Raw genomic sequence first — 23454 nt, forward strand, 5'->3', positions numbered from 1 at the left:
TCCTTGTTCGATATTTCGAACTGAGTTCGAAAGATTGCCCGCATATGGAAGGTAATCACCGGGAAGTTCCGCCGTCAACAGCCTGTTTGCTATGGTGCATTCGGTATTTCGCACGACGTCCGACAAGGTGGCAGTCATGGGTCGCGCGGTCCCCGCCGTCAGCCGAGCGCTGGACATCCTCGAGCTCTTCCTGGATCGCTCCAGCCTGTCCGCGCCCGACATCACCGAACGCCTGGGCCTGCCCCGCACGACCGTGCACGAGCTGATCACCACGCTGGTCGACCGCTCCTACCTGATCCCGGTGTCCGGCCAGCCCACGCGTTACCGGCTCGGGCTGCGGCTGTTCCAGCTCGGCAGCGTGTTCGCCGACCAGCTCGACCTCGCCCACGAAGGCCGCGAGGTCGCCCTGAAGGTGGCGGCCGAGTGCGACGAGACCGTCCAGGTCGCGGTGCTCGACGGCACCGACGTGGTCTACGTCGCCAAGGTCGACAGCACCCATCCGGTGCGGATGGTGTCGGCGGTCGGGCGGCGGCTCCCCGCGCACTGCACCGGCCTGGGCAAGATGCTGCTCAGCGAGCTGAGCGAAGAGGCGCTGGACGCCCGCTATCCGCGCGACCGCGACCTGCCCGGCATGACGCCGAACAGCATCACCTCGCCGGCGCGGCTGCGCACGCGTCTCACCGAGGTGCGCGAACTGGGCCTGGCCTACGACGACTGCGAGTCCAACGAGGCGGTCCGCTGTGTGGCGGCACCCGTCTACGACCACACCGGCGCTATGGTCGCGGCCATGAGCATCTCGGTACCGACGCTTCGGTGGAACGACGACCGGCGACGAGAGTGGGGCGAGCTCGTCCGGCGGGGGGCCATGGGACTGTCCGGCCGGCTCGGTCACCGGAGCGGCGGTGACCGGTCATGAGCGACACCGGGATCGAGGTCGCCGTCTCCGCGAAGGCCGAGCTCGCCGAAGGCCCGACCTGGGACCCCACCACCGGCCGGCTGATCTGGGTCGACATCCTCGGCAGCGCGATCCACACCTACGACCCGGGCACCGGCCAGGACGCCGTGCGCGGCACCACGCAGCACGTCGGCGCGGCCAAGCCGCGCGAAGAGGGCGGCCTCGTGGCGAACCTGCGCGACGGCGTCGGGCTGTACGAACCGGAGGGGACCTTCCGGTGGCTCGCGCCGTTCGGCAGGCCAGGGGTCCGCGGCAACGACGCCGCCGTCGCCCCGGACGGGTCGCTGTGGGCCGGCACGATGCGCTACGACCAGGCGCCCGGCGGAGGGTCCCTCTACCGCGTCGCCCCCGGCGGTGAGGTCACGACCATCCTCGACGACGTGACGGTCAGCAACGGCACCGGGTGGAGCCCGGACGAACGGCTCATGTACTACAACGACACCCCCACCCATCGGGTGGACGTGTTCGACTACCACGGCGAGACGGTGACGAACCGCCGGCCGTTCGTCGTCCTCGACGACGACCACAGGCCGGACGGGCTGACCGTCGATGCCGAGGGCTGTGTGTGGGTGGCGCTGTGGGGCGCGGGGCGCGTGCACCGCTACACCCCGTCCGGAGCGCTCGACCGGGTGATCGAGGCGCCCGTCCCCAACACCACGGCGTGCGCCTTCGGCGGCCACGATCTCACCGATCTCTACATCACGACCGCCCGCTCGGAGCATCCTCTGAGCGGTTCGGTGTTCGTGGTGCCGGGCGCCGGGCAGGGGCTGCCGTCCCGACCCTTCGCCGGCTAGCGGCTCACCCGGCCGGGCCCGGCCGTCGCCCCGTCGGCCTCAGACGGCCTCGACCTCGGCGGGGATCGTGCCGTGGCGCGCGGTCAGCACGGCCTCGGCGGCGCTGACCAGCTGGGCGAGACGGAACACCTCGGTGCGGTGGAACGGCGGCGCGCCCGTACGCGCGACGAGAAGGGCCAGTTCACCGTCGGCGATCGGCGCGACCGTGTACTGCGTCCCGTCCTTGGCGGTGAACGAGCGCGGCCGGATCGGATTCACGTCCGGAATGTCGATGTCGCCGAACGCGCCCACGCTGGAGTGCAGCACGACGACGTCGCCCCGCTCCCGTTCATGGTCCACCGCACCGGGCCGCGCCGGTCGCAGCAGGCCCGCCCAGTCGGCGCTGAGTATGGCCGGGACGGCGTCGGTCAGGATGACCAGCCCGCCGTCCGGGTTGGCGGCCAGCTGGCCGATCAGCGCCGCGTCCGGGAACGCGCCCTGGGGCTCCGCGGTCGGCCACACTCCGATGATCTCAACGCCGGGGATGGAGGCGAGCCCGTCGCAGAGCCGGTCGATGCCCGCTCCCGACGGCCAGGCGACGGTGAGGTCGTCCAGAGCCCGACCGGCGTCCCGCTCCAGGACGACCATCTGCACCACGTCGGCACCGGCGGCGCCCAGTGTCCGCGCTACTTTGCCCAGTGACCCTGGGCGATCCGGCAGGCGGACTCGAACCCTCAGCAACATAGCTCACCTCCCTGTGATGATCCTGTGTTGATCCCGTGTGGTGATGCTGTGTGGTGATCCGGGGTGGAATGCCCTCAGGCTGCGTTACGCACGTTTCAATACTGTTACCTAGTCGTATCATTGTCGAGAAGTGCAGGCTCACCCAGCCTGGTAAATAATGCGCTCGACCTGCGGTTTCACCGGTCCGGAGCCGACCGTCGACCGCAGGCGGCGGCGACCGCGCGCGGGCCATGGGCCAGCCGAGACCTGGACAGAAAACCTTACGCCGGGCGTTAGGGCTCGTTAGGGTTGCTGCCCGTGTCGAGTGCACAGGATCCGCCTCCCGAACAGGGCCCCGCCGACATCGACAGGGTCATGGCGGAGCTCGGCGAGATCGGCTCGGCCCTGGCCGAGCTGACCCGGTCGGTCGGCCAGGGCAACGAGCGCGCCGCCCACCGCGAAGCGATCATCGACCGGTTGCACGAGGACAACCAGCTGCTCCGCCGGGGCGAGCTCCAGGCGATGTACGAGCCGGTGCGGGCCGCGCTCTACCGCCTGCACGACATGACCAGGCGGGAGTCCGAGCGGTGGGCGGCACCGCGGCCACCGGACCCTGTCCACATCGCGCCACTGCTGGCCGCCGTCGCCGACGAGATCGCCGAGATCCTGGCCCGCTCCGGCGTCGAACGTTTCACCGTCGAGCCCGGCGTTCTCTACGACGCCGCTCGGCACCGGCCGGTGGCCACCGAGCGGGTCGACCGGCCCGAGCTCGACGGCACCGTCGTGAGCGCCCGTACGGACGGGTTCGCCCGGTGTGAACGGGTCGTACGGCGCGCCGAAGTGGTCGTCGCCCGGTTCAAGCCCGACGACCGTGAGAACATCTCGCCTGAACCCGAGCCCGAGTAGGTGGAAATGATGGCTGTCTACGGGATCGACCTGGGCACGACATATTCGTGCATCGCCTCCATCGACGAGGTCGGCCGCCCCACGGTTCTGCGCAACCTCGAGGGCACCGACACCACACCGTCAGTGGTCTATTTCGAGTCGGGCGACAACGTCGTCGTCGGCGCCGCCGCCAAGGACACCGCCGTACTGGAACCGGACAACGTGGTCAGCCTGATCAAACGTGACATGGGCCGCGACCTCACCCGGCCGGTCCACGGTTTCGAGTACACGCCCGAGGAGCTGTCGGCGTTCATCCTGCTCAAGCTGGCGACCGACGCCCGCACCGTCACCGGTGAGGACGCCCGCGACGTCGTCGTCACCGTGCCCGCCTACTTCGGCGCCGCCGAACGCGACGCCACGCGCAAGGCCGGCCGCATCGCCGGGCTGAACGTCATCGACATCATCTCCGAGCCGATCGCCGCCGCGATCACCTACGGCGTGCTCAACCCCGAGCAGGACCGCACGATCCTCGTGTACGACCTCGGCGGCGGAACGTTCGACACCACGGTCATCGCACTCAAGGGCGGTCACATCGAGGTGGTCTGCACCGACGGCGACCACGAGCTCGGCGGCGCCGACTGGGACGAGCGCCTCGTGGAGTACCTCGCCGAGCGCTTCCGTGAGGAGCACCCCGACGCGGGCGACCCGCTCGACGACAAGCAGACCGAGCAGCAGCTCCGCCGCGACGCCGAAGAGGCGAAGAAGTCGCTGACCTCCCGAACCCAGCACACCGTACGGGTCATGCACGAGGGCCGGGTCGCCGCCGTCGACGTCTCCAGAGAGAAGTTCGAGGAGATCACCAAGGATCTGCTGGACCGGACGATCGAGATCACCGGCCGTACGCTCGCGACGGCGAGCGAGAAGGGCGTCTCCGACTACGACGACCTCGTGCTCGTCGGCGGATCGACGAAGATGCCCGCGGTCGCCTCCAGGCTCGAGACCGAGCTCGGCCTCCCGCCCAAGCTGCAGGACCCCGACCTCGCGGTGGCCAAGGGCGCCGCGCTCTACGCCTTCGAGGAGACGTTCCGCCGGCTGCTGCTGCAGGGCGCCCAGGAGCGGGCCGAGGAGATGGCCAACCGGGCGGGCCTGTCGGCCGAGCAGCAACGCCAGATCGCCAACCGCCAGATCAAGACCGTCGCCTCGCGCGCCTTCGGCATCGTGGTGCTCGACCGGGTGGGCAACCTGGAGCAGGTGGCCCATCTGGTGCACGCCAACGACGAGCTGCCCGCGGCCCGCACCGAGGACTTCTTCACCGTCAACGACGACCAGACCGCCGCCGACGTGCGGGTGATGGAACAGGCCGGCGCCGCCGAGTCGTCGGAGGTGACCGACAACACCGAGATCGCCACCGGGGTCATCAAGGTGCCGCCGGGCAAGAAGGCCGGCTGGCCCATCGAGGTCACGTTCGCGCTCGACGCCTCGGGGCTGCTGCACGTCACCGCCGTCGAGAAGGAGACCGGCGAGCGGCTGGAGCTGACGGTGGACGTGGGGGGCATGTCCGAGGAGGACGTCGAACGCTCCCGCGCGGCCCTGTCCCGAGTACAGGTGAGTTGATCGGCTAGGGGCATGGGCATGGCATAAGCCGTAAGGGGGCAAGGCCGTTAACTTCGACGACCGGTACAAGCGGGAGGTCCTCGAACCGGCGCGGAACGCCGGGGACCAGCCGCCCGAGGACCTGCGGGTGCGCTACCAGCTGCGCGAATCGCTGTCCCCGCAGGACGTCGCGGCTCAGGTGAAGCTCGTCCGGCAGTGCTGGCGTCGGGCCCGCGGCCAGCTGAAGTACCGCAAGCTCATCGACCGGCTCGAGGCCGAGCACCGGGATCTCGCGCCGGTCTTCGCGGCAGCCGAGCGCGGCGACGCGGGCCCGCTGCGCGCACGGCTGCGCGGGGGCACGGAGCGCACAGCACAGCGCCGCGCCGACGCGAAGGCCCGGCTGCTGGACGCCGCCGGACCGCTGCGGCTGCTGTCGCCCGGTGACCTGGAGGCCATCGCCCGCTCCAGCGGTTTCGCCCGCGCCGAGCTGGAGGCGCTGCTCGGCGCCGAACGGGTCGAGGTCCGCGAACCCGACGCGCTGCCCGCGTCCGCGCCGTACCAGGGCTACCTCAAGGCCAGGGAGTCCCTCGCCGTGCTGGGCCACCGGCACCTCGCCGACTTCCTGTTCGGCGCGCGGCTCACCGGGCCGATGCGGGTGCTCGGCGGGTTCCACGCGCCGGACGTACGGCTCGACGCGTCGGTGGTGGCGGCCGTGTCGGCCGACTGGGCCAGGCGGCCGAGGGACACCAGTTCGACCAACGCCGAAACGGTGCTGGTGGCGCTGCGCTCGGCGCTGAAGGATGACACCGGCGACGGCGCGCGGCTGGCCGAGCTGGTCCTGTACGACCTCGTGGACCGGCTGCGGGAGCGGCACCGGCAGCGTGCCTCCGACCGGGCACTGCTGCGGTACGCCGTCGACGGCCTCGGCATCGAGCCGGGCGAGGCACGGCGTCTGGTCTTCGCCGTCCTGCGCGAGACCGGCCCGGCGGGCGGCCTGGCCGGGCGGCTGCGCGAGTTGCTCGACGCCGGCGCCGCGCACGCCGCGGCCCTGCTCGCCGAGTCCGCCCTCACCGCCGGGGACGACCTCGCCGAGCGGGGCGCCGCCAAGGGCGCGGCGAAACGCGAGGCCGAGAGCGCCGAGGTTCTGGCGACCGAGGCGCGCGAGCGGGTCGCCGCCGCCGTCGGCCTGCGCGACGAGGCCGTGAACTGCGCGGATCCGGACCGGGCGTGGCGGTTGCTCGCCGACGCCCTGCACCTGGTGCGCGACCTGCCCGGCGCCGAGGAGCACCAACGGCGGTTGCCGCCGCGGCCGGTCCAGACGGCCACCGCCGTCGTCGACGCCGGTGGCACCGCCGTACGGCTGAGCTGGACCGAGTCGGCGTCGAAGGTCGGTGAGATCGGCTACCGGGTCGTACGGCAGCGCGGCCGGCCGCCGCGCGACGCCGCGGACGGCGAGGCCGTCGCGAGCAGCGGCACCGGAGCCTATGACGGCCGTCCGCCGGTCAACGTGCCGCTGTTCTACGCGATCGTCGCCCGGCGCGGCGACTCGGCCGCGGCCCCGGCGGTGGCCGGGCCCGTCGTGGTGCGCCCGGAACCGGCCGAGGTCGAGCTCGTGGCCGGCGACGGGGTGGTCACGGGCCGGTGGCGCTGCCCGCCCGCGGCGGCCCGCGTGCTCGTCACCCGCGACGAGGCCTCGGTCGACCTCCCGAGAATGGCGGTCCGGGCCGACCGGGAGAGCTTCCGCGACCGGGTCAGGAACGGGACGACCTACCACTACCGTGTGGCCGCCGTCTATCTCGACGAGTCGGGCCGCGAGGTGACGACCCCGGGCGTGCGGGTGTCCGCGACCCCCAGCGCGCCGCCCGAGCCCGTGGGCGGCTTCACGGCGGAGCCCGATCCGGGCGATGCGGGCCTGCTGATCCTCGGCTTCGTCCCGCCGCGGCACGGCACCGCCGAGGTGGTCCTGCTCGGCGGGCCGCCGCCCTGGCCGTACGGCTCGGTGGTGCCACTGGCCGAGGTGCGCCGGGCGGGCCGCGCGGTGCCGGCGACGCCGACGCCGAACGGGCTCGCGGTGCGTCCCGGGGCGAGCGGGGTGCTGCTCACCGTCACCGTCTCGGGGCAGGCGGCCGCGATCGGCGCGCACCGCCGGCACGTGAACCTGCCGCCGCCGCGGAACCTCGTGGCGCAGCGCCGCGGGGCGACGGTGCACATCGGTTTCGACTGGCCGGACGACGTCGCCGAGGTCGAGCTCACCTATCAGGTGGGCGACTCCGATCCGCGCCGCACCGTCATCACTCGCGCGGCCTATGAGGCGCAGGGCGGGGTGCGGCTGGCCGCGCCCGAGAATCGGCAGGTCGACGTGCTCGTGGCATCGAGCGGGATGGGCGGCGACGCTCGGGTCGTCGGCGCGCCGGTGCCCGTGACGGTGCCCGCACGGGCCCTGGTGGACTACGACCTCGAACGGGCCGGCCCGCCGTGGCGCCGCACCCTCGTGGTGAAGCTCCGGTCCGACGAGCCGGTGCGCATCGAGCGGCTGCTGCTCGTCCTGCGCGAGGGCCGGGTGATGCCGCAGCACCCCGGCGACGGCGATACCGTCGCGTCCTGGGAGGAACTGGAGGTGCCGGTGGAACTGTCGGTGCCGCATCCCGGCCGGGCCGGGCCGTTCTGGCTGCGCTGCTTCGCCGCCGATGGTGTGATCGAGCTGAGCGATCCGCCGGTGCGCCGCCTCCAGGTGAAGGGCTGAGATGCGCGCGATCACATGTCCGTACTGCTTCGCTGCGGTGCCCGCGCAGCGGATCGAGTTCCGTTGCCTCGGGCGGGCCGGCCGCGGGCCGGGCTGCGAACCGGTCCTCGACCGCAGGCTGGCCGACTACACCGGATCCACCGCCGCCGCCTCGCTCCCGCCGGTGTTCTCCGCGTCCGGCCGCAGGAACCGGGCCGACTGCCCGGCCTGCGGGAAGCCCACCGGCCGCCGGGTGTGCCCGGAGTGCCACAATCCGCTTCCGTCGGCCTACTGCGACACCCCGGGCCGGATCGTCGCCCTCGTCGGAGCCAAGAACGCCGGCAAGAGCACCTACATCGCCGTACTGCTGCACGAGCTGATGAACCGGATCGGCACCGAGCTCGACACCTCCCTGGTGGCCTGCGACGACCGCACCATCGATCGCTACAAGCGGGACTTCGCCCGCCCGCTCTACGACGAGCGGCGGCTGCTGCCGACCACCGCCAGCGCCGCTACGACGCCGCGCGAGCCCCTCGTCTACCTCCTCACCCGCACCCGGCGCACCCGGTTCGGGCGGCTGGGCCTCGGCGGCGGCAACGACGCGCTCACGCTCGTGCTGTTCGACACCGCCGGCGAGGATCTGCGCAGCCGCGACGTGCGCGACCTGCATCTGCGCTATCTCGAGGCGGCGGACGCGGTCATTTTCCTCGTCGATCCGCTGGAGCTGCCGGGGGCGCGGGCGGCACTGGTGGGCGGGGCCCTGCCGGTCACCGCCGACGATCCCGACAGCGAGCCGATCAACGTGATCGCCCGCGTCACCGAGGCGCTCCAGGCGCGCGGCTCGGGCGACCGGCTGCGGATCCCCGTCGCGGTGGCGCTCACGAAGATCGACGCGCTGCAGCCGTCCTTCGCCCGGCAGTCCGCGCTGCACCGTTCCCGGCAGAGCCGGGGCGCGCTCGACCTCGACGACCGCGAGGCGGTCGACGAGCAGGTCCGGGCGTTGCTGCACGAGTGGCAGGCCGGGCAGCTCGACCGTTACCTGCGGCAGCAGTACACCGAGTACGGGTTCTTCGGGCTGTCGGCGCTCGGGGCCATGCCAGGGGACGGCCGGGTCGGCGCGGGCGGCGTGCAGCCGTACCGGGTGGAGGACCCGCTGCTGTGGCTGCTGTACCGGTTCGGCATGCTCGACGGCGTCCGCGGCTCGGCGGCGGACTCGCGGCCGGCGGCCGGAAGGAACGTGTGAACCGTGGCCTGGCAGCTGCACTACACGTCCGCGAAGTCCGGTCCGAGTGGCCGGGCCGGCTTCCAGTTCGTCGCCGAGACCCCCGGTCTGCCGCCCGGCCTGCGGACCGCCGTGACGCCCCTCATGGTCTACCGGCCTCCGCCGCACGCCCCGCTGTCGCCGACCACCGACGAGCTCGCGAGGTTCCCGGTGGGGCTGGCCTACGACCGGGTGGACGAGCGGCCCGTGCTCGTCCGCTGCCGCTATCTCGGCCGCGACTATTCCGGGCGCTACGGCAACTTCTTCGCGCACGCCGTGGTGGCCGAGGCCGGCGAGCTCGAGGGGCTGCGCCCGATGGAGCTCTGGCGTGCCCCGCTGTGGGACGAAACCCCCGCGAACGGGCGGCTGCCGGCGCTCGACGACCTCTCCCCCGGCGGCGCCATCGACCCCGAGTCGCTCGCCGACTGGCTGGCCGACCAGTGGGACGCCGAGTCGGCGTACGACCTGCTGGCCAGGCTCATCGACGCCGTCACCGCGGTGCTCGGACGCGAGCACGGCCGGATCATGCTGGTCGCCGGTGACACCGAGCTCATCGCCCGGTGGATGGCGGTCGTGTCGTACTCCCTGCCGGTGCCGGCCGCGGCGCTGATGTCGTTCATCACCTACAGCGCCGACCCGGAGGTCGCACCTCAGCGCGTCGTCGGCACCACACCCGACGTGTGGGAGACGACCAGGCACGACGGCCCCGTCTTCTTCGTCGACGCCCGGCGTTCCGCCGGCGAGCCGCCCCGCGACGGCGAGAGGCGCTACGCCCGGACGGCCGCGCGGTGCTGGCGCGATCTCGATTTCGCGGGCCTGGACGCGATGGGCGAGCTCGCCGACGCCGCGCTGCGAGCGCAGGGCGCCACCGCGCTCGACGAGGTGCTCGACCAGGCTGCGGCCCTGCTCGCGCTGTGCCAGGGCGACGAATCGGTGACGCAGCCGGAGGAGGCCGCCGCCGCGGCCCTGTTGAAGCGGCACGGCGCCGACGTGCCCGACTGGGTGTGGCGCGATCTCACGCCGACGCTGCCCGGCATGGGCTTCGACCTGGCCGTTGCGATCATGGCGTGGGCCGCGCGGGACCGGCAGCTCGCCGACCGGTGCGCGGCCCGCTGCGTGGTGCTGGCGCTCCGCGACCCAGGCCTGCGGTCCCGGCTGCCGGCGGTCGAGCTGCCGGAACCCGCGCTGGTCCGGCTCGCTCCCATCGTCGAGGAGTCTCTCCTCGCGGCGCCCGACCTCACCGAGGTCGCGCTGATCGCCGAGCTGGCCGAGCGCGTCGGGGCGGACGCTCCGGGCCGCGGCGTCGAGGCGGCCGCCGCCGGGTGCGCGCGGCGCGGCGCTGCGGAGCTGACCACGGCGGTGCGCGCGGCCCCCTCGTCGGTGCGCGAGCGGCTGATCGCCGGCGCGCTCGCGGGACTGGACGCGACCGACGAGGGCACCCGCGCGGCGGTGCTCACCGACGCGGCCTGCGACCTGCTGTACCCGCGCGCAGTCGCAGGGCCCGCGCCCGCGCCCGCTCCTGGTCCTGGTCCTGCGTCCGCCCCTGACCCCGCCTCGGCTCCGGTTCCGGATCCTGCTCCGGCCTCGGCTCCGGCCGGCGCCCCGGCGGGGACGCCGTCGCCGTCGTCACTGCCGGGGGCCGTCGCGCTGCACGTGCTGCGGTCGGTCGGGCGGCGACGTAAGGACCGGCGGGTCGAGGTCACGCGGGTGCTGATCGGTCTGGCCGAGCCCGCCTCCGCGGTCGAGGACGTACTGCGCGCGGTGTGGGCCGAACCGCCCACCGCGCGCGAAGGCCGCGCGATCGTCGGCTCCCTCGGGGCCGCGCTCCCCCGCTTCGCGTGTCTGTACGAGCTGCCCGCGCGGGTGTTCACCCGGCTGGCCGAGACCGGCGACGAACTGGACGCGCCCGACACCCTGGAGCTCGCCCGGCGTACGCGCGAGGTGCTGCCCGCCGACGACCGGGCGGCCGCGGCCGCGGCGGCCGTCCAGGCCTACGCGGTGGCGGTACGGGCCGACGAGGCGGCCGAGGCCGCCCGGGGGGTGGCCGGGATCGTCGCGCTCGCGGAGGCGTCCGGGCCGCTGACCGACGGCGTCGTACGCTGCGCGGCGCAGCGGCTCGCTCTGCGGGCGCCGGAGTTCCGTACGGCGGTGCTGGCCAATGCGACCGCGACCGCCCGCGACCGGCTGGTGGCCGAGTGGACCGGGGGCAAGCACAGCAAGGCCGCGCGCAATGAGCTCATGGAGGTCGCGATCCGGCTGCGCCGGCTCGGGATCTCCGATGAGGCGCTGGAGGAGTGGGCGGCCGGGCAGGCCGCCGGCCGGCTGTCCTATCTCCAGCTCGACACCTGCTTCCGCCATGACCGTGACCTGCGGGCCGGCCTCAAGGATCTGCGCCGCCACTCTCTGGGCAGCCGGTCTCCGGCGGCGCAGACCCGCCGTCACCGGCGCGGGAGGTGACGCGTGCAGGCCATCCTCGTCGCGCTGCTGGTGGTCGTGTGGCTGGGCACGATGTGGGTGGGGTTCGTCTTCGTCTTCCCGGTCGTGTTCTCCGTCGCGCTCGTCGTGGCCGCCGCCGGCGCGATCGGTTACTACTACGTGTACGCCTGCCGCGCGCTCGTGCCCGCGCCGGCCAAAGGCCTCGCCCCGGTCCCGGTGCCGGCCTCGGCCCGCTCGCAGGACGCCCCGGTGCCCGATCCCGCCTACCGGCACTACCTGCTGACGCAGGTCTGGCGGGACTGGTGGGCGATCACCCGCGGCATCATGCCCAAGATCATCACCATCGCCACCGTGGCATTGACGACCGTCACCAGGACGCTCGTGTCAGGCATCTGGGGATTTTTCACCTTTCCGCTCTGGCTGGCCATCTGCTCGGGCATCGTGCTCGCCGCCGTCCCCGCCGCGCTCCTCGGCACGCTGCTCACCCTGCTGTACGGGGCGGTGGTTACGGTCGGACTGGCCGGCTGGCTGGTCTGCGTACTGGTGCTGGGCATCGTCGAGCGGGTGTTCATGGCCTACGGGCGGATCCTGCAGACCTGCCCCCACCCGTTCTGCTACGAGAAGGTCGCCCTGCCGGTGTACGAGTGTCCGGCCTGTGGCGAGCGGCACCGCAGGCTCACTCCGAACTCCTTCGGCGCGATCCGGCACGTGTGCCGGTGCGGCACCCGCCTGCCGACCACCATCCCGCTCGGCCGGTTCCGGCTCACCGCCTACTGCCCCCACTGCAACGGGCGGCTGCCCGAACGGATCGGCCGGGTACGGGTGGAGCCGCTGCCGTTCGTCGGCGGCCCGGCGGCGGGCAAGACCACGTTCATGTTCCTGGCGATCCGGGCCCTGCACGCCCGGGCCCGCGCCGGCCACGGGACGGTGACGTTCGTGGAGCGGCGGCACGCCCAGGCCTATGCCGGGGCGGTGCAGGAGTTCCAGCGCGGAGGCCGGCTGGCCAAGACCGGCCCGGAGCTTCCGCTCGCCACCATGGTCGACGTCGATCTGCCGGGCGCCGGCCACCGGATCCTCTATCTGTTCGACCCCGCCGGTGAGCACTTCACCGGAGCGACCCTGGTCGAGTCGCTGCGCTATCTCGACCACGGTGAGGCACTGCTGTTCGTGATGGACCCGTTCGCGCTGCCGCAGGTACGGCGGACGCTGACCGGCGAGGAGAACGAGCTGGTCGCGCAGGCGGTCGCCTCGTCCGACGAGGACCCCGCCGACACCCTGCAGCGGGTGCTCAACGAGCTGCGTTCGCGACGCGACCGGGGCCGCCAGAAGCGCGTCGCGGTGGTGGTCACCAAGTCGGATCTGCTGGCCTACACCATCGTCGGCCGCCATCTGGAGGATCCGGCGTCGAGCGCCGAGGTGCGCGCCTGGCTGGAGGGCCTCGGCCTGGGCAACATCATCCGCGCGCTCGACCAGCTGGCCTCCGAGGTGCGCTACTTCGGCTCGGGCCTGTCCACCGAGCCCGGCCTCGTCGCCGAGCTGCTCGGCTGGGTCACCGGGCTCCCGGTCGGCGGCGAGAACGCGGCCACGGGCGGCACCGGCCCCGAGCTGCCGGGCACCGCACCGCTGCGTGCCCCGTGGGAGGCCCGCGGCCGCGACTCCGCGCTGGTGCCGGCGAGCTATCAGGCCGGCCGCTGGGCCATCCTCGCCGGCATGTCGATCCTCACCATCGCCGCCCTGGTGAGCACGGCGGCGTACGCCATCCCGGTGATCATCCGCTGAACCGTCAGAACACCGGGAGTCAGGCGCAATGCCACAACTTGAGACAGCGCCAGCCTCGCTCGGAGCGATGGTGACGGTCCCACCGTTCGCCCGCACTGTCGTCTTCAGCCTTGTGGTGTTCGTAGAGCGCTGTGCGTCCGCCGCGTTCACCGATCCGTTGCTTCTCCGCTTCACTGAGCGGCCGGCTGACGGCTTGAGATAGCTCGGCCCTTGCAACGGCATTTTCGTAATCAACGACACCAGCGGCCACTACGAGCCGCCGGCAAGACGTCTACAGCAGGTCGTGAACATGTTGCGAGACGGCGTCATGGGCCTTCTGCATGATCGCGTGGATCTTCCATCATTTTTGGTGCATGTCGACCTTGCCGCAATGCGACAGCCAGAGGCAACGCCAGCTTCGAGGGTGGTAGCGCTCCCACGTCTGGCCGTTACGGTCTGAATCTCGCTTGTGGTACTCATAGATCGCCGCGCGTCCGGCGCGGTCGCCGATCCGTCGCTTCTCCGCTTCACTGAGCGGCCGATTGACGACTTGAGCTCTCTCCGCCTCCGCAACGGCTTTATTGTAAGCCCAATCGTACTCGTCCTGTCGCCATACGCCGAGATTACGATAATTGGGATCACCAAAATCCCTTATCTCCCGAGTAAGCCTGGCCCTTTGATAATCGGGTTGTGCGCTATTCTCTAGCGTTGTCTTGATGTATTCGTCACGCGACGGGGAATCCTCCGGCGAGACATATGGCGGTGGTTCGACAACCCCACCGAAAGCCTCAACCGCCTTAGTCCAGCTTGCAGCCTGCTCAAACTTATTAGTCGTAGTGTCGAGATATACTATCTTATTCGTCAGATCGAACGTGTTACCGCCACCTTCGCGGAACTCGATCCTGCCACCCTGGTGAAGAAACCATGCTCGTTCGGCGGTCATTGCTGTTTCCCAGTCAGAAAAATTCGGCGGACGCCCGCCTTCCGGGTCAGCTCTTCGATAAGGTCGATTCCAAGCGGCCCCTAGGCCCGAACCTGCTCCTTCATCAGGTTTCGGAGAGGCCACCTCAGGCGGTTTCGGTACGGCCGCCCGAGGTGCCGCGGCCGTCTTGCAGTCCTCCGCCGTCACCCTGCAGATCGCGTTTCCGATACCTGCCGTCACATGCTCGCCCACACCGGTCGCCACCACGCTCGCGGCGATACCCGCTATGAGGAGGGTCACCGCCAGATACTGCACCGGACCGTCGCCTCTCTCAGGCAATGATCGCCGCGAAACACCGTCTCTAGATCGCAGATGTGAGGGCATATACAGAGCATCATTGATCATAAATCTCATCGACAGGGCCCGCAGGCCCAAGGAAGACCCAAATCCGAGAACGACATGGCTCGCAGAGGCCGCGATCGGCGCAACCGGGGGAGTTGCTCAATTGCGCCAAAGAGTTATCTAATCGCGCCAAGCCGCCCGGCGGTCGTTCGAACGTGACATTGAAGGCATAAGGTGTGATGGGCCTCGAGATTTCTGGACGGCCGCTTTGACACGGCCATCCAAAGCCGGGCTGGAGCCCTTTCACCACAGGTCACGACGGTGTCAGATCCATACGGCCCCGGGGAGATCACATCGAGACACCCTGGGCTAATGATCTTTATCTTGAGCGAGAGCAATCACTTGAGCCCTCTAGTCAAGATGAGAGGACCCATGCCCCACCAAGGTTTTCTCAACGAAATGATCCGCCGGCGGCGGCTCCAGCGACGAAGCGGCCGCGCCGCCCGCGCAGTCGAGGGTGACACCGCTCAGGTCGCCGTCGGTGAGGTCGAACATCGAGCGGTACTCGTCATACGAACGCGAAGAGAGGATCATATGGCTGATGATCCCGCGCCTGCTCGCCAATCTCCGCTGGGGGATCTACCCGCAAGGGAGCGGACCGACCTGGACGTGGTGGCCCTCATCGCCGTGGTTCGCGCTCAACGGCACCGATCACCGCAGTCTTCTCCATCTCTCGTGAACTCCGGGAGCCCGAGACGGGAGGACTCACCACGTGAAGGACTTGATGCAGGTCGTGAGTGCGGTGTCGTCGACGCTGGCCACTGTCATCGGTGTGGTGAGCCGACTGCGGCAACGGCGGATCGCCGGCCTCAACACCCTTAACACCCTCAACACCAAAAGAGGAGTCTTATGACCCACGGGCCAATGCGCGAATCCGACCGCGCGGGAGCCGAGCCGGTGTTCCTCCTCGCTCCCTCCCGCAGCTACTCGACCGTCACGCTGGCCCTAATGTCCGGTCACCCCGACGTTTACGGCTTTCCGGAGCTGCTGATCTTCACCGCCGATACCGTCGGCGAACTGCTAGGCGAGCAGACGGGATGGGCGCGCCCCCTGCGAAAGAGCGGCCTCTGGCGCGCCGTCGCCGACCTGCACGAGGGCAGCCAGGAAGACGACGCGGTGGCACGGGCACAGGCATGGCTCTCCGACCGCCCCGAGTGGCCGACCACACGTTTGATGGACCACCTCATCGGCCTTGCCCGGCCCCGCATCAGTCTGGAGAAGTCGCCGGACACCTCCAGCAGCGATGCGACACTCGCCCGGTGCATGGCGGCTTATCCACGTGCGCGCTTCCTGCATCTCGTGCGCCATCCGGTGACGACCCAGCGGTCGATACATGATCACTGGCGCCCGGCCGGGCGTTTCGACTCCGAGGAGGCACTCATCGCCGAGGCCGCCGCCTTCTGGTATCTGTCACATCAGCGGATCATCAAGGCACTGGCGCCGTTGCCTTCCCAGCAGTGGATGCGGGTTCGGGCCGAGGACCTGCTCACGGAACCGCGGGTCTGGCTACCGCGGATCCTGGCCTGGCTGGAACTGGACAGCAATACAGAGATCATCGATCGGATGTTGCTCACAGAGAACTGGCGGTTCGCCGGAACCGGGCGTTCGGGGCGGCTCCTCGGCGGCGACCCGATGTTTCTTCGCGCCCCGGCTCTCCGTCCGATTCCGGCACCCGGGCCGGTCGTCTTCGACCCCTCCTGGGGTCTGCGCGATGAGATGTGCGAGCAAATGACGGTCCTCGCGCGCTCGCTCGGCTACTGACGGACCGACGACGTCTGATGGTACTGCTGCCACGGCGCAGGCTGGGAGCACCTTCGCATCGCCCCACGCCGGCGACCACGCCGCACCGGCGGGTCTCTTCCCGGTGCCGGTGTCCGCCCGGCCCTCCCCGGCCGCCACCGTGAGCGACCCGCACAGCAGCGCGGTCATGAGGACGGCGGACAGGCGATCTCTCATCTCCCCTCCATGCGCGTCCGGGTCCCCGGCGGCCACGGAAGGCCCGTGGCCGCCGGGAGGGTGGGGGTTTCCGCCGCGGTCACCACACCGTCCGGTCAGTCGTCCACCCGGGTTCCCGTGACCTCGAGGTCACGGAGCCTTCCGATGTTGTCGAACGACCCGAAGCCGACCCGCCCGGACGTGAACGTGGTGTCGACGGCCGTCATGAGAGGGGTCTTCGATCGATCGACGTACACCGCGATCTGTCCCGTGCCGGCGCAGTGCACCACCCGGACGTCATGCCACCTGGTGTCGGTGATGGCCGGTGCCGCGCCGCGCGAATGGACGGCGTCCCACTGGTCCTCGATCCGCAGCCGGTCGGCGTTGTCGACCTTGAAGATCCCGTTGTGCGGATAGATCGTGTTGTCGGTCGACAGGTGGGCGTAATAGAACTGCGTGTCGGATCGGTACCCGAATACGATGATCACATCTCGGTTGGTGACGTCGACCGGGGTGTCGATCCGTACCCTGGCATCGATCCGGGCCGAGCCGACCTGCGGTCCGGCCGTCAGCACCGCGTACTCGAAGGGACGGCGGGGACCCGGCCGTGCCACTCCGGGCTCGGTCATGATCACCTGGTCGCCGGAGAACCGCCACTTCGACGGGGTCACCCGGGCCCAACTCCTCTCGCCCGCCGTGTGCGACACCCGCGTGCGGCCGACGTCGCAGCCCGCGAAGCGGCGCGTGCCCGTGACCTTCCCGATCTTGCCGTTCGCCTTCGAGATCAGGTAGAGCTCACCGGCCCTGTCCCTGCCGAAGCGGAGGTCGATCCGCTGGTCGCCGGCCAGATCCTGCATCGTCACCCGCTCGCCCGACCGGTCGAACAGCATGAGCTGGTGGATCGGTGCACGCTGCCGGCCGCGCCGCATCTCGCGCTCGCTCGTGTAGAACACCCGGCCGTCGACCAGATCGCCGAAGATGTACTTGCCGTACAGTTCGGGCGCCTCGTGGCCGCGGTAGACGTAACCGCCGGAGATCGCCCGGCCGACATCACCCGAGCAGGACCAGTCGGGCGGCGGGTCATGGTCGTAGGCGGCCACCGGGTAGTCATAGCCGTACCGCGCGTCGTCCTCGGGCAGCGAGTGGAGATAGCAGCGGTCGGCCTTGTCGAAGACGAACGCCCCCTCTCGTTCGGGCCACCCGAGGTTGTCGCCCGCCCGGAGGTCACAGGGGCTGCCGTGGCCGACAGGGCCCGCCGTTCTGCGCCGGCGGGCCCTGGGTTCGGGTCGGTCGTCAGGTGATCCAGCTGCCACTGGGGCAGCCGGTGGAGTACACCCACGCATGGGACGAGATGCTGTCGTTCATGCTGCTGCCCTGGCCGTAGTAGTAGTTGTCGCCCAGCCAGTCGGCGTAGAGCTCACCCGGGGCCAGGCAGCCGAAACCGTCCTGGTACCGCTGCCCGGCGTTTCTGTAGAACGCGACCACGTCCTCGCCGCCGAGGTAGCCGCTGTTCATCACCGAGGAGGCGTTGTCGTTGTCGCTGCCTTGGAACTGCCCCCAGCCGTCGGCCCAGTTGATGTCGTCGCCCTGAGTCAGGCCGAGGAGGGTGCCGCCGCAGTTGACGTCTTTCCAGGCGCGCACGTACCCGTCGCGCCCTGGCCACGCGGTGCTGCAGCCCGCCTCCTGCGCGCGCACATTCTCCGCCTGGGCTGTTGTGGCCGTGCCCGTCAATCCGGCGGCGGCCAGTGCGAGTGCGGCGACAGCCGTTCCCATCTTGTGCATGATTCCTCCTTGTTCGGACGCCTCCACGGAGGCATGCTGATCCGCGGCCGGTCACCGTGGAAGTCTGTGCTCGGCGGATGCGACCGCCGATGAGCCAGAAGCCGTACCGCTCACCGCCAGGAACGGCGCCGAGTCCAGCGCCCTGCCCGGGGACGCGGGACGTCATGTCGCGGTCGGCGCGTCGGCTCACGGACATCCGCCAACCGAACCCATTCCGGGGTGTCGGGATCGCTCTCCCAGTCCTCTCACCCTCCGTCCGAGGCCGTACGGTGTGGCGGGTGTGTTCAGTTAAGTGGCCGGCGGCTTCATGATGGCTTCAGATCGACTTCATCCCTGATCAGGTCCGGGCTGATCTTCAGAACGGCAGATCGGCCGGTCCGGTATCCCGGTGTTACCCCTCGCCGTTCATCACTGAAAATGGCCAAAGCCGGGACTGCGATCGAACACCTACCGGACATCCGCAGAGCGGGGGTGATACGTGAGGCGCTGTCCAGGTGCTGATCGTCGACGAGATGGGCACGCTGGGACAGCCGCCGGGGACAGGCCGGACCTGCCCGAGGGGCGGCCGGACGCACGCACTCTCCTCCGACCAGGACATGGCACACTCACGACATGACATACGTCGCCGCCGATGACCGTTATGACCGCCTGCCCTACCGCCGTTCCGGACGCAGCGGGCTCAAGCTGCCGACCGTCTCGCTGGGCCTGTGGCACAACTTCGGGGACGACCGCCCGGTGGACGCGCAGCGGGCCATCCTGCGGCGAGCGTTCGACCTCGGCATCACGCACTTCGATCTCGCCAACAACTACGGCCCGCCCTACGGCAGCGCGGAGATCAACTTCGGCCGGCTGTTCCGCGAGGACTTCGCGCCCTACCGCGACGAGCTGATCATCTCGACGAAGGCCGGCTACGACATGTGGCCCGGGCCGTACGGCGAGTGGGGGTCGCGGAAGTACCTGCTCGCCAGCCTGGACCAGTCCCTGGGCCGGATGGGCGTGGACTACGTCGACATCTTCTACAGCCACCGCTTCGACCCTGAGACGCCGCTCGAGGAGACGATGGGCGCGCTCGACACCGCCGTCCGGTCCGGCAAGGCGCTCTACGCCGGCATCTCGTCGTACTCGCCCGAGGACACCGTCCGGGCAGCGAAGATCCTGCGCGACATGGGCACACCACTGCTCATCCACCAGCCGTCGTACTCGATGCTCAACCGCTGGATCGAGGACGGGCTGCTCGACACCCTCGGCCAGGAGGGCGTCGGTTGCATCGCCTTCTCTCCGCTCGCCCAGGGCATGCTGACCGACAAGTACCTGAACGGCATCCCGGAGGACTCGCGGGCCAGCCAGGGCAAGTCACTGTCGCCGGATCTGCTCACCGACGAGACGCTCGGGCACGTGCGGGCGCTCAACGAGATGGCGGCCGAGCGCGGCCAGACGCTCGCCCAGATGGCACTCGCCTGGACCCTGCGCGACGAGCGGGTCACGTCCGTCCTCATCGGCGCGAGCAGTGTCGCGCAGCTGGAGGACAGTCTCGCCGCCGTCGACCGGCTGGGCTTCACCGCCGAGGAACTGGCCGCCATCGACCAGGACGCGGTCGAGGCCGGCATCAACATCTGGGCCGCCTCCAGCGATCCGGAAGCGCGCTGACGGATCGGCGAAACCCGCACACGAAAGCCCTCGTTCCTCCGATCGGAGGAACGAGGGCCTTTTGTCGTTTTAGTGGTTCAAAGGCCCAGCTGTCCGGCCTTGATACGCCCGAGAAGCGCGCCGAAGACATCTGCAGAGAGGCTCAGGTGTCCAATGCCGGGATTCTTGCTGTCGCGGATGCCGACGGCGCCGGGAAGCGAGGCGACCTCAACACAGGCATTACCTTGTGTGTCGCTACGACTGGACTTTCGCCATATCGGGGCACTCATGTAATCGTCTCCATCAGTTCGGCCATGAGACTTCGAGAAGAGTCTCGGGATAGGGCATCGACCCCGATCCGCTCGAACCTTACTGTGAACCGATGTATCTCCGCGGAGTCTGTCGAGAGTCTTCCACCGCCCACGGCCTCCATGTAGGCGGCGTTTCCAGATGCGACGGTCATGACGCTGAATGAGCCGTCGAGGCCCAGGTGCGCACCCACCGACTTCGGCACCACCCGGAGGAAGACGTTCGGCCGCCGGCTCATCTCGATCAGGTGTTCGAGCTGTGCGCGCATCACGTCCGGACCGCCCACGGGCTCCTCCAGCATCGTCTGTTTGACGAGCGCCCAAAGCTCCGCGGGGCGAGGGCGGGTGAGCACCTCCTGCCTGGACATTCGCCGATCCACGCTCGCCTCGAGGTCCTCCACTCCACCGGCCATGAGCAGCGCACGGGCGTAGGCGGGAGTCTGAAGCAGACCCGGGATGACAAGTGCCTCATATACCTTGATATAGATGGCTCTCGCCTCATATTGCGTGAACGTTTTGAACCAATCCGGGTCGTGGCCGGACTTCGCGTACCGGAGCAGCCGCTCGAAGTGGCCGTTGAGACCCCATTCCGCATCGAGGATCTTGGCCTGACGTTCGCTCAGCCGGAATCCGGGGCGCGCCGCTTCAAGATTCGATACGGCACCTCGCGAGATATCGAGAATCTCACCTAACCCGGCACAGGACAGGCCGCTCCGGTTGCGCCAGAAGTGCAGGTCAACGGCTATCCAATGCCACATTGACGAGTCGGGGTCGAGGGACTCTCTCGCAGCCATCGAGGACTCCTGGCTGTATCGGATGTCCAACCTATACGCGACAACGTAGTCCGCGAGGGCCAGCATGACCAGTGAAACCGGAAGACGACCGGAGGGGCCTGGCAGAGGCGGGACATATGGGGTCAATAGCACCGGAAACCGTAAAAATAAGCGTCAAGTTCACGCTTTATGCGGAGCCGGCGAATGTGAAGATGGCCAGAGAGCTGACCGAGGTCACCCTCCTGCACTGGGCTCTTCCGCACCTCCTGGCGGACGCGCGGCTCATCGTCTCCGAACTGTTCACCAACGCTCTGCACGCGGCCAGGGGCACGGATCTCCGCCTCCTGCTCACCCACGAGGAGACCGCCGTCCGGTCAGGGATCTGGGATCCGAACCCGGAGCCTCCGATCATCGGGGTGTGCGACCCGTTAGAGGAGTCCGGCCGAGGGCTCCACATCGTCGCGGCCCTCGCCGACGACCACGGCTGGCACCGCGTCGACAGCCCTCCCGGAAAAGTCGTCTGGGCCAGTCTGAACATCTGACCGGAAAGGTGGGTGACACGTGATCCGCACATCCTGTGCGCCGAGCTGCCGGGGAATCTCATGGATCGTCCGGTGAGGTGGCTGACCTGGCCAAGAGGACGAACCTTCCCACGCCCGGCCGTGCTCGGCACGAGCACTCAGATCGGCCATTGACCGCGGCAGGATGATCGCTTACGTTCCTGGTGCCACCGGCCGGTACACGCCGGCGGAGCCAGGAGGAAGCACCCATGCGCCCACGTTCGGTCCTGCACCGCCTCGGCCTCCTCTCGGCCGGGACCGCCCTCGCCATCGCTCTAGGGTCGGCCGCACCAGCGAGCGCCACCCCTTCACCCGGTGACCGGCCGCTTCCCGGCTACACGATCGACAATCCGCCGCTGACCCCGGCCGTCGTGGGCGGCAAGCCCACGCGGGTACTGCAGGGCGTGCACCGGCACGCCGCCTACGACATCGAAGTGCCGCCGAAGTGGAACGGCGAGCTGGTCATGTGGGCGCACGGATACCGCGGGGCCACCAAGGTCCTCACCGTGGACCCGCCCGGATTCGAACTGCGCCAGAAGCTGCTCGACCAGGGGTACGCGTGGGCGGCGTCGTCGTACTACGCCAACGGCTACGACGTGCGTGCGGGCGTGCTCAGCACCCGCGATCTGGCGCTGCTCTTCCGCGACCGCGTCCGCAAGCCGCGCCGCACGTTCATCGCGGGGGTGTCGATGGGCGGGCACATCATCGGCCGCTCGATGGAGCAGTACCCGGGTTTCTACGCCGGGGGCCTGCCGATGTGCGGAGTGCTCGGCGACCACGCGCTGTTCGACTTCTTCCTCGACTACAACCTCGTCGCCCAGGACCTCGCGGACGTCGACGCCAATCCGCCGGCCGCCGACTACCTGACGAACGCCGTGCCGAGGATCCAGCAGGCGCTCGGCATCGACGGGCTGCGACCCGGCGGCCCCGACACCACCAACGACCGCGGCAAGCAACTGCGCGCCATCACCATCAACCGCAGCGGCGGGGACCGGCCCGGAGCCGTGGCGGCGTTCTCGGTGTGGAAGGACTTCCTGTTCACGCTGGCCGCCCCGCCAACGGGAGACTCGCTCTCGGAGGACCCCGGCAAGGTGGCGACCAACCTGCTCACCCGCTACTCCCCCGACTCCCCGGTGAAGGTGAACCGGACGGTGGAGCGGGTGGCGCCCGCGTCTCTGCGTGACCGGCTCTCGCCCGGGCTGACCGAGGTGCCGCAGATCTTCGGCGTGCCGAGCGCCCCGGTGCTGAGCCTGCACGGGCTCGGCGACATGTTCGTGCCGTTCTCTATGGAGCAGGCCTACCGGTCCGACGCGGCCCGGCACGGCCGGAGCGGGCTGGTCGTCCAGCGCGCCATCCGGACCAGCCAGCACTGCGAGTTCTCCGCCGACGAGGCCGGCGCCGCCTGGGACGACCTGGCCGCCTGGGTTCACCGGGGCGCGCGCCCGGCCGGCGACGACGTGCGCCGCCCGTCCGCCGCCGACTTCGGCTGCCGGTTCAGCGACCGGGCGGCCTACGCCGCCGGAACGGGAACCCGGCGCCTGTACAGCGCCTGCCCCTGATGCCGCACACGAACGTCCCGCGTTGAGTTGCGGCGTGTCGTTGGTCATCCGCCGCCGCAGGCAACGACACGCCGCAACTCAACGCAATCGCCCTGCCGCCGGGCGGGCCACGGCGCGGCCGTCGATGACGGCGGGTGCCGGTGTCCGGCCGGACGCGCCGCCGCTGTCGAGCAGCCGCGCCAGCGGCAGGGTGGCCGCGCCGACCGCGACCGCCTCCGGGCCCAGGTGGCAGAGCTCGATGGAGGTCTGCGCGAAGGGCCGGCGCAGCGCGTACTCCGACGCGGCGTCTCGTACCCGGCCGAGAATGCGGCCGCCGAGCATCAGGCCGGCCCAGCCGCCAATGATGATCTTCTCCGGATTGAAGAGATTGATCAGGTCGGCGATGCCCGCGCCCAGATAGGTCGCGGTCTCCTCGAGCACGCCGCGCGCGGCCGGTGAGGAGTCGGAGAGCACGCGGGCGAGCGCCGACTCCTCGTCGGCG

The 23454-nt window shown here is 70.2% G+C and carries 22 protein-coding genes; 14 read left to right on the plus strand and 8 right to left on the minus strand.

Annotated elements, in window-relative coordinates; genetic code table 11:
* The first annotated feature begins 136 nt into the window (after positions 1-136).
* Entirely contained in the window at positions 137-916 is a 780-nt protein-coding gene (locus HKK72_RS17690; protein ID WP_187235475.1) for an IclR family transcriptional regulator, read from the plus strand.
* Complete coding sequence (locus tag HKK72_RS17695; RefSeq protein WP_187235476.1) at positions 913-1749, plus strand: SMP-30/gluconolactonase/LRE family protein; 837 nt, start codon at positions 913-915, stop codon at positions 1747-1749. Before HKK72_RS17690 ends, HKK72_RS17695 begins: the two co-directional genes overlap by 4 nt.
* Positions 1750-1788: 39 nt before the next feature.
* On the opposite strand, the gene HKK72_RS17700 is transcribed toward HKK72_RS17695, so the two are convergent.
* Positions 1789-2472, minus strand: a complete 684-nt coding sequence (locus HKK72_RS17700; RefSeq protein WP_187235477.1) for an amino acid-binding protein — start codon at positions 2470-2472, stop codon at positions 1789-1791.
* A gap of 297 nt (positions 2473-2769) precedes the next feature.
* Between HKK72_RS17700 and grpE the strand changes: the two genes are divergently transcribed.
* From grpE to HKK72_RS17730, 6 genes are all read left to right on the plus strand, one after another.
* Positions 2770-3357, plus strand: coding sequence for a nucleotide exchange factor GrpE (gene grpE, locus HKK72_RS17705; RefSeq protein WP_315987310.1), 588 nt, complete (start codon positions 2770-2772; stop codon positions 3355-3357).
* A gap of 6 nt (positions 3358-3363) precedes the next feature.
* A complete protein-coding gene (locus HKK72_RS17710; RefSeq protein ID WP_261986925.1) occupies positions 3364-4950 on the plus strand; it encodes an Hsp70 family protein in 1587 nt (528 codons plus the stop codon).
* 127 nt (positions 4951-5077) lie between these two features.
* Entirely contained in the window at positions 5078-7672 is a 2595-nt protein-coding gene (locus HKK72_RS17715) for a hypothetical protein (protein WP_187235478.1), read from the plus strand.
* 1 nt (position 7673) lies between these two features.
* Positions 7674-8894 (plus strand): TRAFAC clade GTPase domain-containing protein, encoded by a 1221-nt coding sequence (locus tag HKK72_RS17720; protein WP_187235479.1) that lies wholly within the window; start codon positions 7674-7676, stop codon positions 8892-8894.
* Positions 8895-8897: 3 nt separating this feature from the next.
* Positions 8898-11369, plus strand: a complete 2472-nt coding sequence (locus HKK72_RS17725; RefSeq protein ID WP_187235480.1) for a hypothetical protein — start codon at positions 8898-8900, stop codon at positions 11367-11369.
* 3 nt (positions 11370-11372) lie between these two features.
* Entirely contained in the window at positions 11373-13127 is a 1755-nt protein-coding gene (locus HKK72_RS17730; RefSeq protein ID WP_187235481.1) for a TRAFAC clade GTPase domain-containing protein, read from the plus strand.
* Positions 13128-13467: 340 nt separating this feature from the next.
* On the opposite strand, the gene HKK72_RS17735 is transcribed toward HKK72_RS17730, so the two are convergent.
* Positions 13468-14343, minus strand: a complete 876-nt coding sequence (locus HKK72_RS17735; protein ID WP_187235482.1) for a hypothetical protein — start codon at positions 14341-14343, stop codon at positions 13468-13470.
* Positions 14344-14781: 438 nt separating this feature from the next.
* Positions 14782-14964 (minus strand): hypothetical protein, encoded by a 183-nt coding sequence (locus HKK72_RS17740; protein WP_187235500.1) that lies wholly within the window; start codon positions 14962-14964, stop codon positions 14782-14784.
* 7 nt (positions 14965-14971) lie between these two features.
* On the opposite strand from HKK72_RS17740, the gene HKK72_RS17745 reads away from it, so the two are divergent.
* Genes HKK72_RS17745 through HKK72_RS17755 form a run of 3 tightly spaced genes read left to right on the plus strand, consistent with a single transcriptional unit; the run spans position 14972 to position 16191 of the window.
* Positions 14972-15109 (plus strand): hypothetical protein, encoded by a 138-nt coding sequence (locus tag HKK72_RS17745; RefSeq protein ID WP_187235483.1) that lies wholly within the window; start codon positions 14972-14974, stop codon positions 15107-15109.
* Positions 15110-15142: 33 nt separating this feature from the next.
* A complete protein-coding gene (locus HKK72_RS17750; protein WP_187235484.1) occupies positions 15143-15283 on the plus strand; it encodes a hypothetical protein in 141 nt (46 codons plus the stop codon).
* Positions 15280-16191 carry a sulfotransferase family protein gene (locus tag HKK72_RS17755; RefSeq protein ID WP_187235485.1) on the plus strand — a complete coding sequence of 304 codons (912 nt, stop codon included), beginning with the start codon at positions 15280-15282 and terminating at the stop codon, positions 16189-16191. The genes HKK72_RS17750 and HKK72_RS17755 overlap by 4 nt, the downstream gene beginning before the upstream one ends.
* Before the next feature lie 290 nt (positions 16192-16481).
* Here HKK72_RS17755 and HKK72_RS17760 read toward each other — a convergent pair whose 3' ends face one another.
* Positions 16482-17678 (minus strand): hypothetical protein, encoded by a 1197-nt coding sequence (locus HKK72_RS17760; protein WP_187235486.1) that lies wholly within the window; start codon positions 17676-17678, stop codon positions 16482-16484.
* On the minus strand, positions 17659-18147 hold the full coding sequence (locus tag HKK72_RS17765) for a hypothetical protein (RefSeq protein WP_187235487.1): 489 nt from the start codon (positions 18145-18147) through the stop codon (positions 17659-17661). The genes HKK72_RS17760 and HKK72_RS17765 overlap by 20 nt, the downstream gene beginning before the upstream one ends.
* 612 nt (positions 18148-18759) lie before the next feature.
* Here HKK72_RS17765 and mgrA point away from each other — a divergent pair.
* The gene (gene mgrA, locus HKK72_RS17770) at positions 18760-19794 is read left to right on the plus strand and encodes an L-glyceraldehyde 3-phosphate reductase (RefSeq protein ID WP_187235488.1); all 1035 of its coding nucleotides are present in this window, start codon (positions 18760-18762) and stop codon (positions 19792-19794) included.
* 77 nt (positions 19795-19871) lie between these two features.
* Here mgrA and HKK72_RS17775 read toward each other — a convergent pair whose 3' ends face one another.
* Both HKK72_RS17775 and HKK72_RS17780 read right to left on the minus strand, forming a co-directional pair.
* Complete coding sequence (locus HKK72_RS17775; RefSeq protein ID WP_187235489.1) at positions 19872-20063, minus strand: DUF397 domain-containing protein; 192 nt, start codon at positions 20061-20063, stop codon at positions 19872-19874.
* Positions 20060-20941, minus strand: coding sequence for a DUF5753 domain-containing protein (locus tag HKK72_RS17780; RefSeq protein ID WP_187235490.1), 882 nt, complete (start codon positions 20939-20941; stop codon positions 20060-20062). Before HKK72_RS17780 ends, HKK72_RS17775 begins: the two co-directional genes overlap by 4 nt.
* A 50-nt stretch (positions 20942-20991) precedes the next feature.
* On the opposite strand from HKK72_RS17780, the gene HKK72_RS17785 reads away from it, so the two are divergent.
* Positions 20992-21396 (plus strand): ATP-binding protein, encoded by a 405-nt coding sequence (locus tag HKK72_RS17785; RefSeq protein ID WP_261986927.1) that lies wholly within the window; start codon positions 20992-20994, stop codon positions 21394-21396.
* Positions 21397-21623: 227 nt separating this feature from the next.
* The gene (locus HKK72_RS17790; protein WP_187235492.1) at positions 21624-22973 is read left to right on the plus strand and encodes a hypothetical protein; all 1350 of its coding nucleotides are present in this window, start codon (positions 21624-21626) and stop codon (positions 22971-22973) included.
* 78 nt (positions 22974-23051) lie between these two features.
* Here HKK72_RS17790 and HKK72_RS17795 read toward each other — a convergent pair.
* A partial coding sequence (locus tag HKK72_RS17795; protein ID WP_187235493.1) for an ROK family protein occupies positions 23052-23454 on the minus strand: 403 nt, incomplete at its 5' end.

Origin of the sequence: Actinomadura sp. HBU206391 (assembly GCF_014323665.1) — a bacterium.
Taxonomy (GTDB): Bacteria; Actinomycetota; Actinomycetes; order Streptosporangiales; family Streptosporangiaceae; genus Actinomadura_C.

What these genes read in the sequence shown, in the direction of transcription:
- mgrA (WP_187235488.1), top strand. Translation starts at nt 18,760, where the DNA reads ATGACATACGTCGCCGCCGATGACCGTTATGACCGCCTGCCCTACCGC.
- HKK72_RS17775 (WP_187235489.1), bottom strand. Translation starts at nt 20,063, where the DNA reads ATGAGTGCCCCGATATGGCGAAAGTCCAGTCGTAGCGACACACAAGGT.
- HKK72_RS17710 (WP_261986925.1), top strand. Translation starts at nt 3,364, where the DNA reads ATGATGGCTGTCTACGGGATCGACCTGGGCACGACATATTCGTGCATC.
- HKK72_RS17785 (WP_261986927.1), top strand. Translation starts at nt 20,992, where the DNA reads ATGGGGTCAATAGCACCGGAAACCGTAAAAATAAGCGTCAAGTTCACG.
- HKK72_RS17765 (WP_187235487.1), bottom strand. Translation starts at nt 18,147, where the DNA reads ATGCACAAGATGGGAACGGCTGTCGCCGCACTCGCACTGGCCGCCGCC.
- HKK72_RS17790 (WP_187235492.1), top strand. Translation starts at nt 21,624, where the DNA reads ATGCGCCCACGTTCGGTCCTGCACCGCCTCGGCCTCCTCTCGGCCGGG.
- HKK72_RS17780 (WP_187235490.1), bottom strand. Translation starts at nt 20,941, where the DNA reads ATGCTGGCCCTCGCGGACTACGTTGTCGCGTATAGGTTGGACATCCGA.
- HKK72_RS17740 (WP_187235500.1), bottom strand. Translation starts at nt 14,964, where the DNA reads ATGATCCTCTCTTCGCGTTCGTATGACGAGTACCGCTCGATGTTCGAC.
- HKK72_RS17720 (WP_187235479.1), top strand. Translation starts at nt 7,674, where the DNA reads ATGCGCGCGATCACATGTCCGTACTGCTTCGCTGCGGTGCCCGCGCAG.
- HKK72_RS17755 (WP_187235485.1), top strand. Translation starts at nt 15,280, where the DNA reads ATGACCCACGGGCCAATGCGCGAATCCGACCGCGCGGGAGCCGAGCCG.
- HKK72_RS17745 (WP_187235483.1), top strand. Translation starts at nt 14,972, where the DNA reads ATGATCCCGCGCCTGCTCGCCAATCTCCGCTGGGGGATCTACCCGCAA.
- HKK72_RS17690 (WP_187235475.1), top strand. Translation starts at nt 137, where the DNA reads ATGGGTCGCGCGGTCCCCGCCGTCAGCCGAGCGCTGGACATCCTCGAG.
- HKK72_RS17695 (WP_187235476.1), top strand. Translation starts at nt 913, where the DNA reads ATGAGCGACACCGGGATCGAGGTCGCCGTCTCCGCGAAGGCCGAGCTC.
- HKK72_RS17700 (WP_187235477.1), bottom strand. Translation starts at nt 2,472, where the DNA reads ATGTTGCTGAGGGTTCGAGTCCGCCTGCCGGATCGCCCAGGGTCACTG.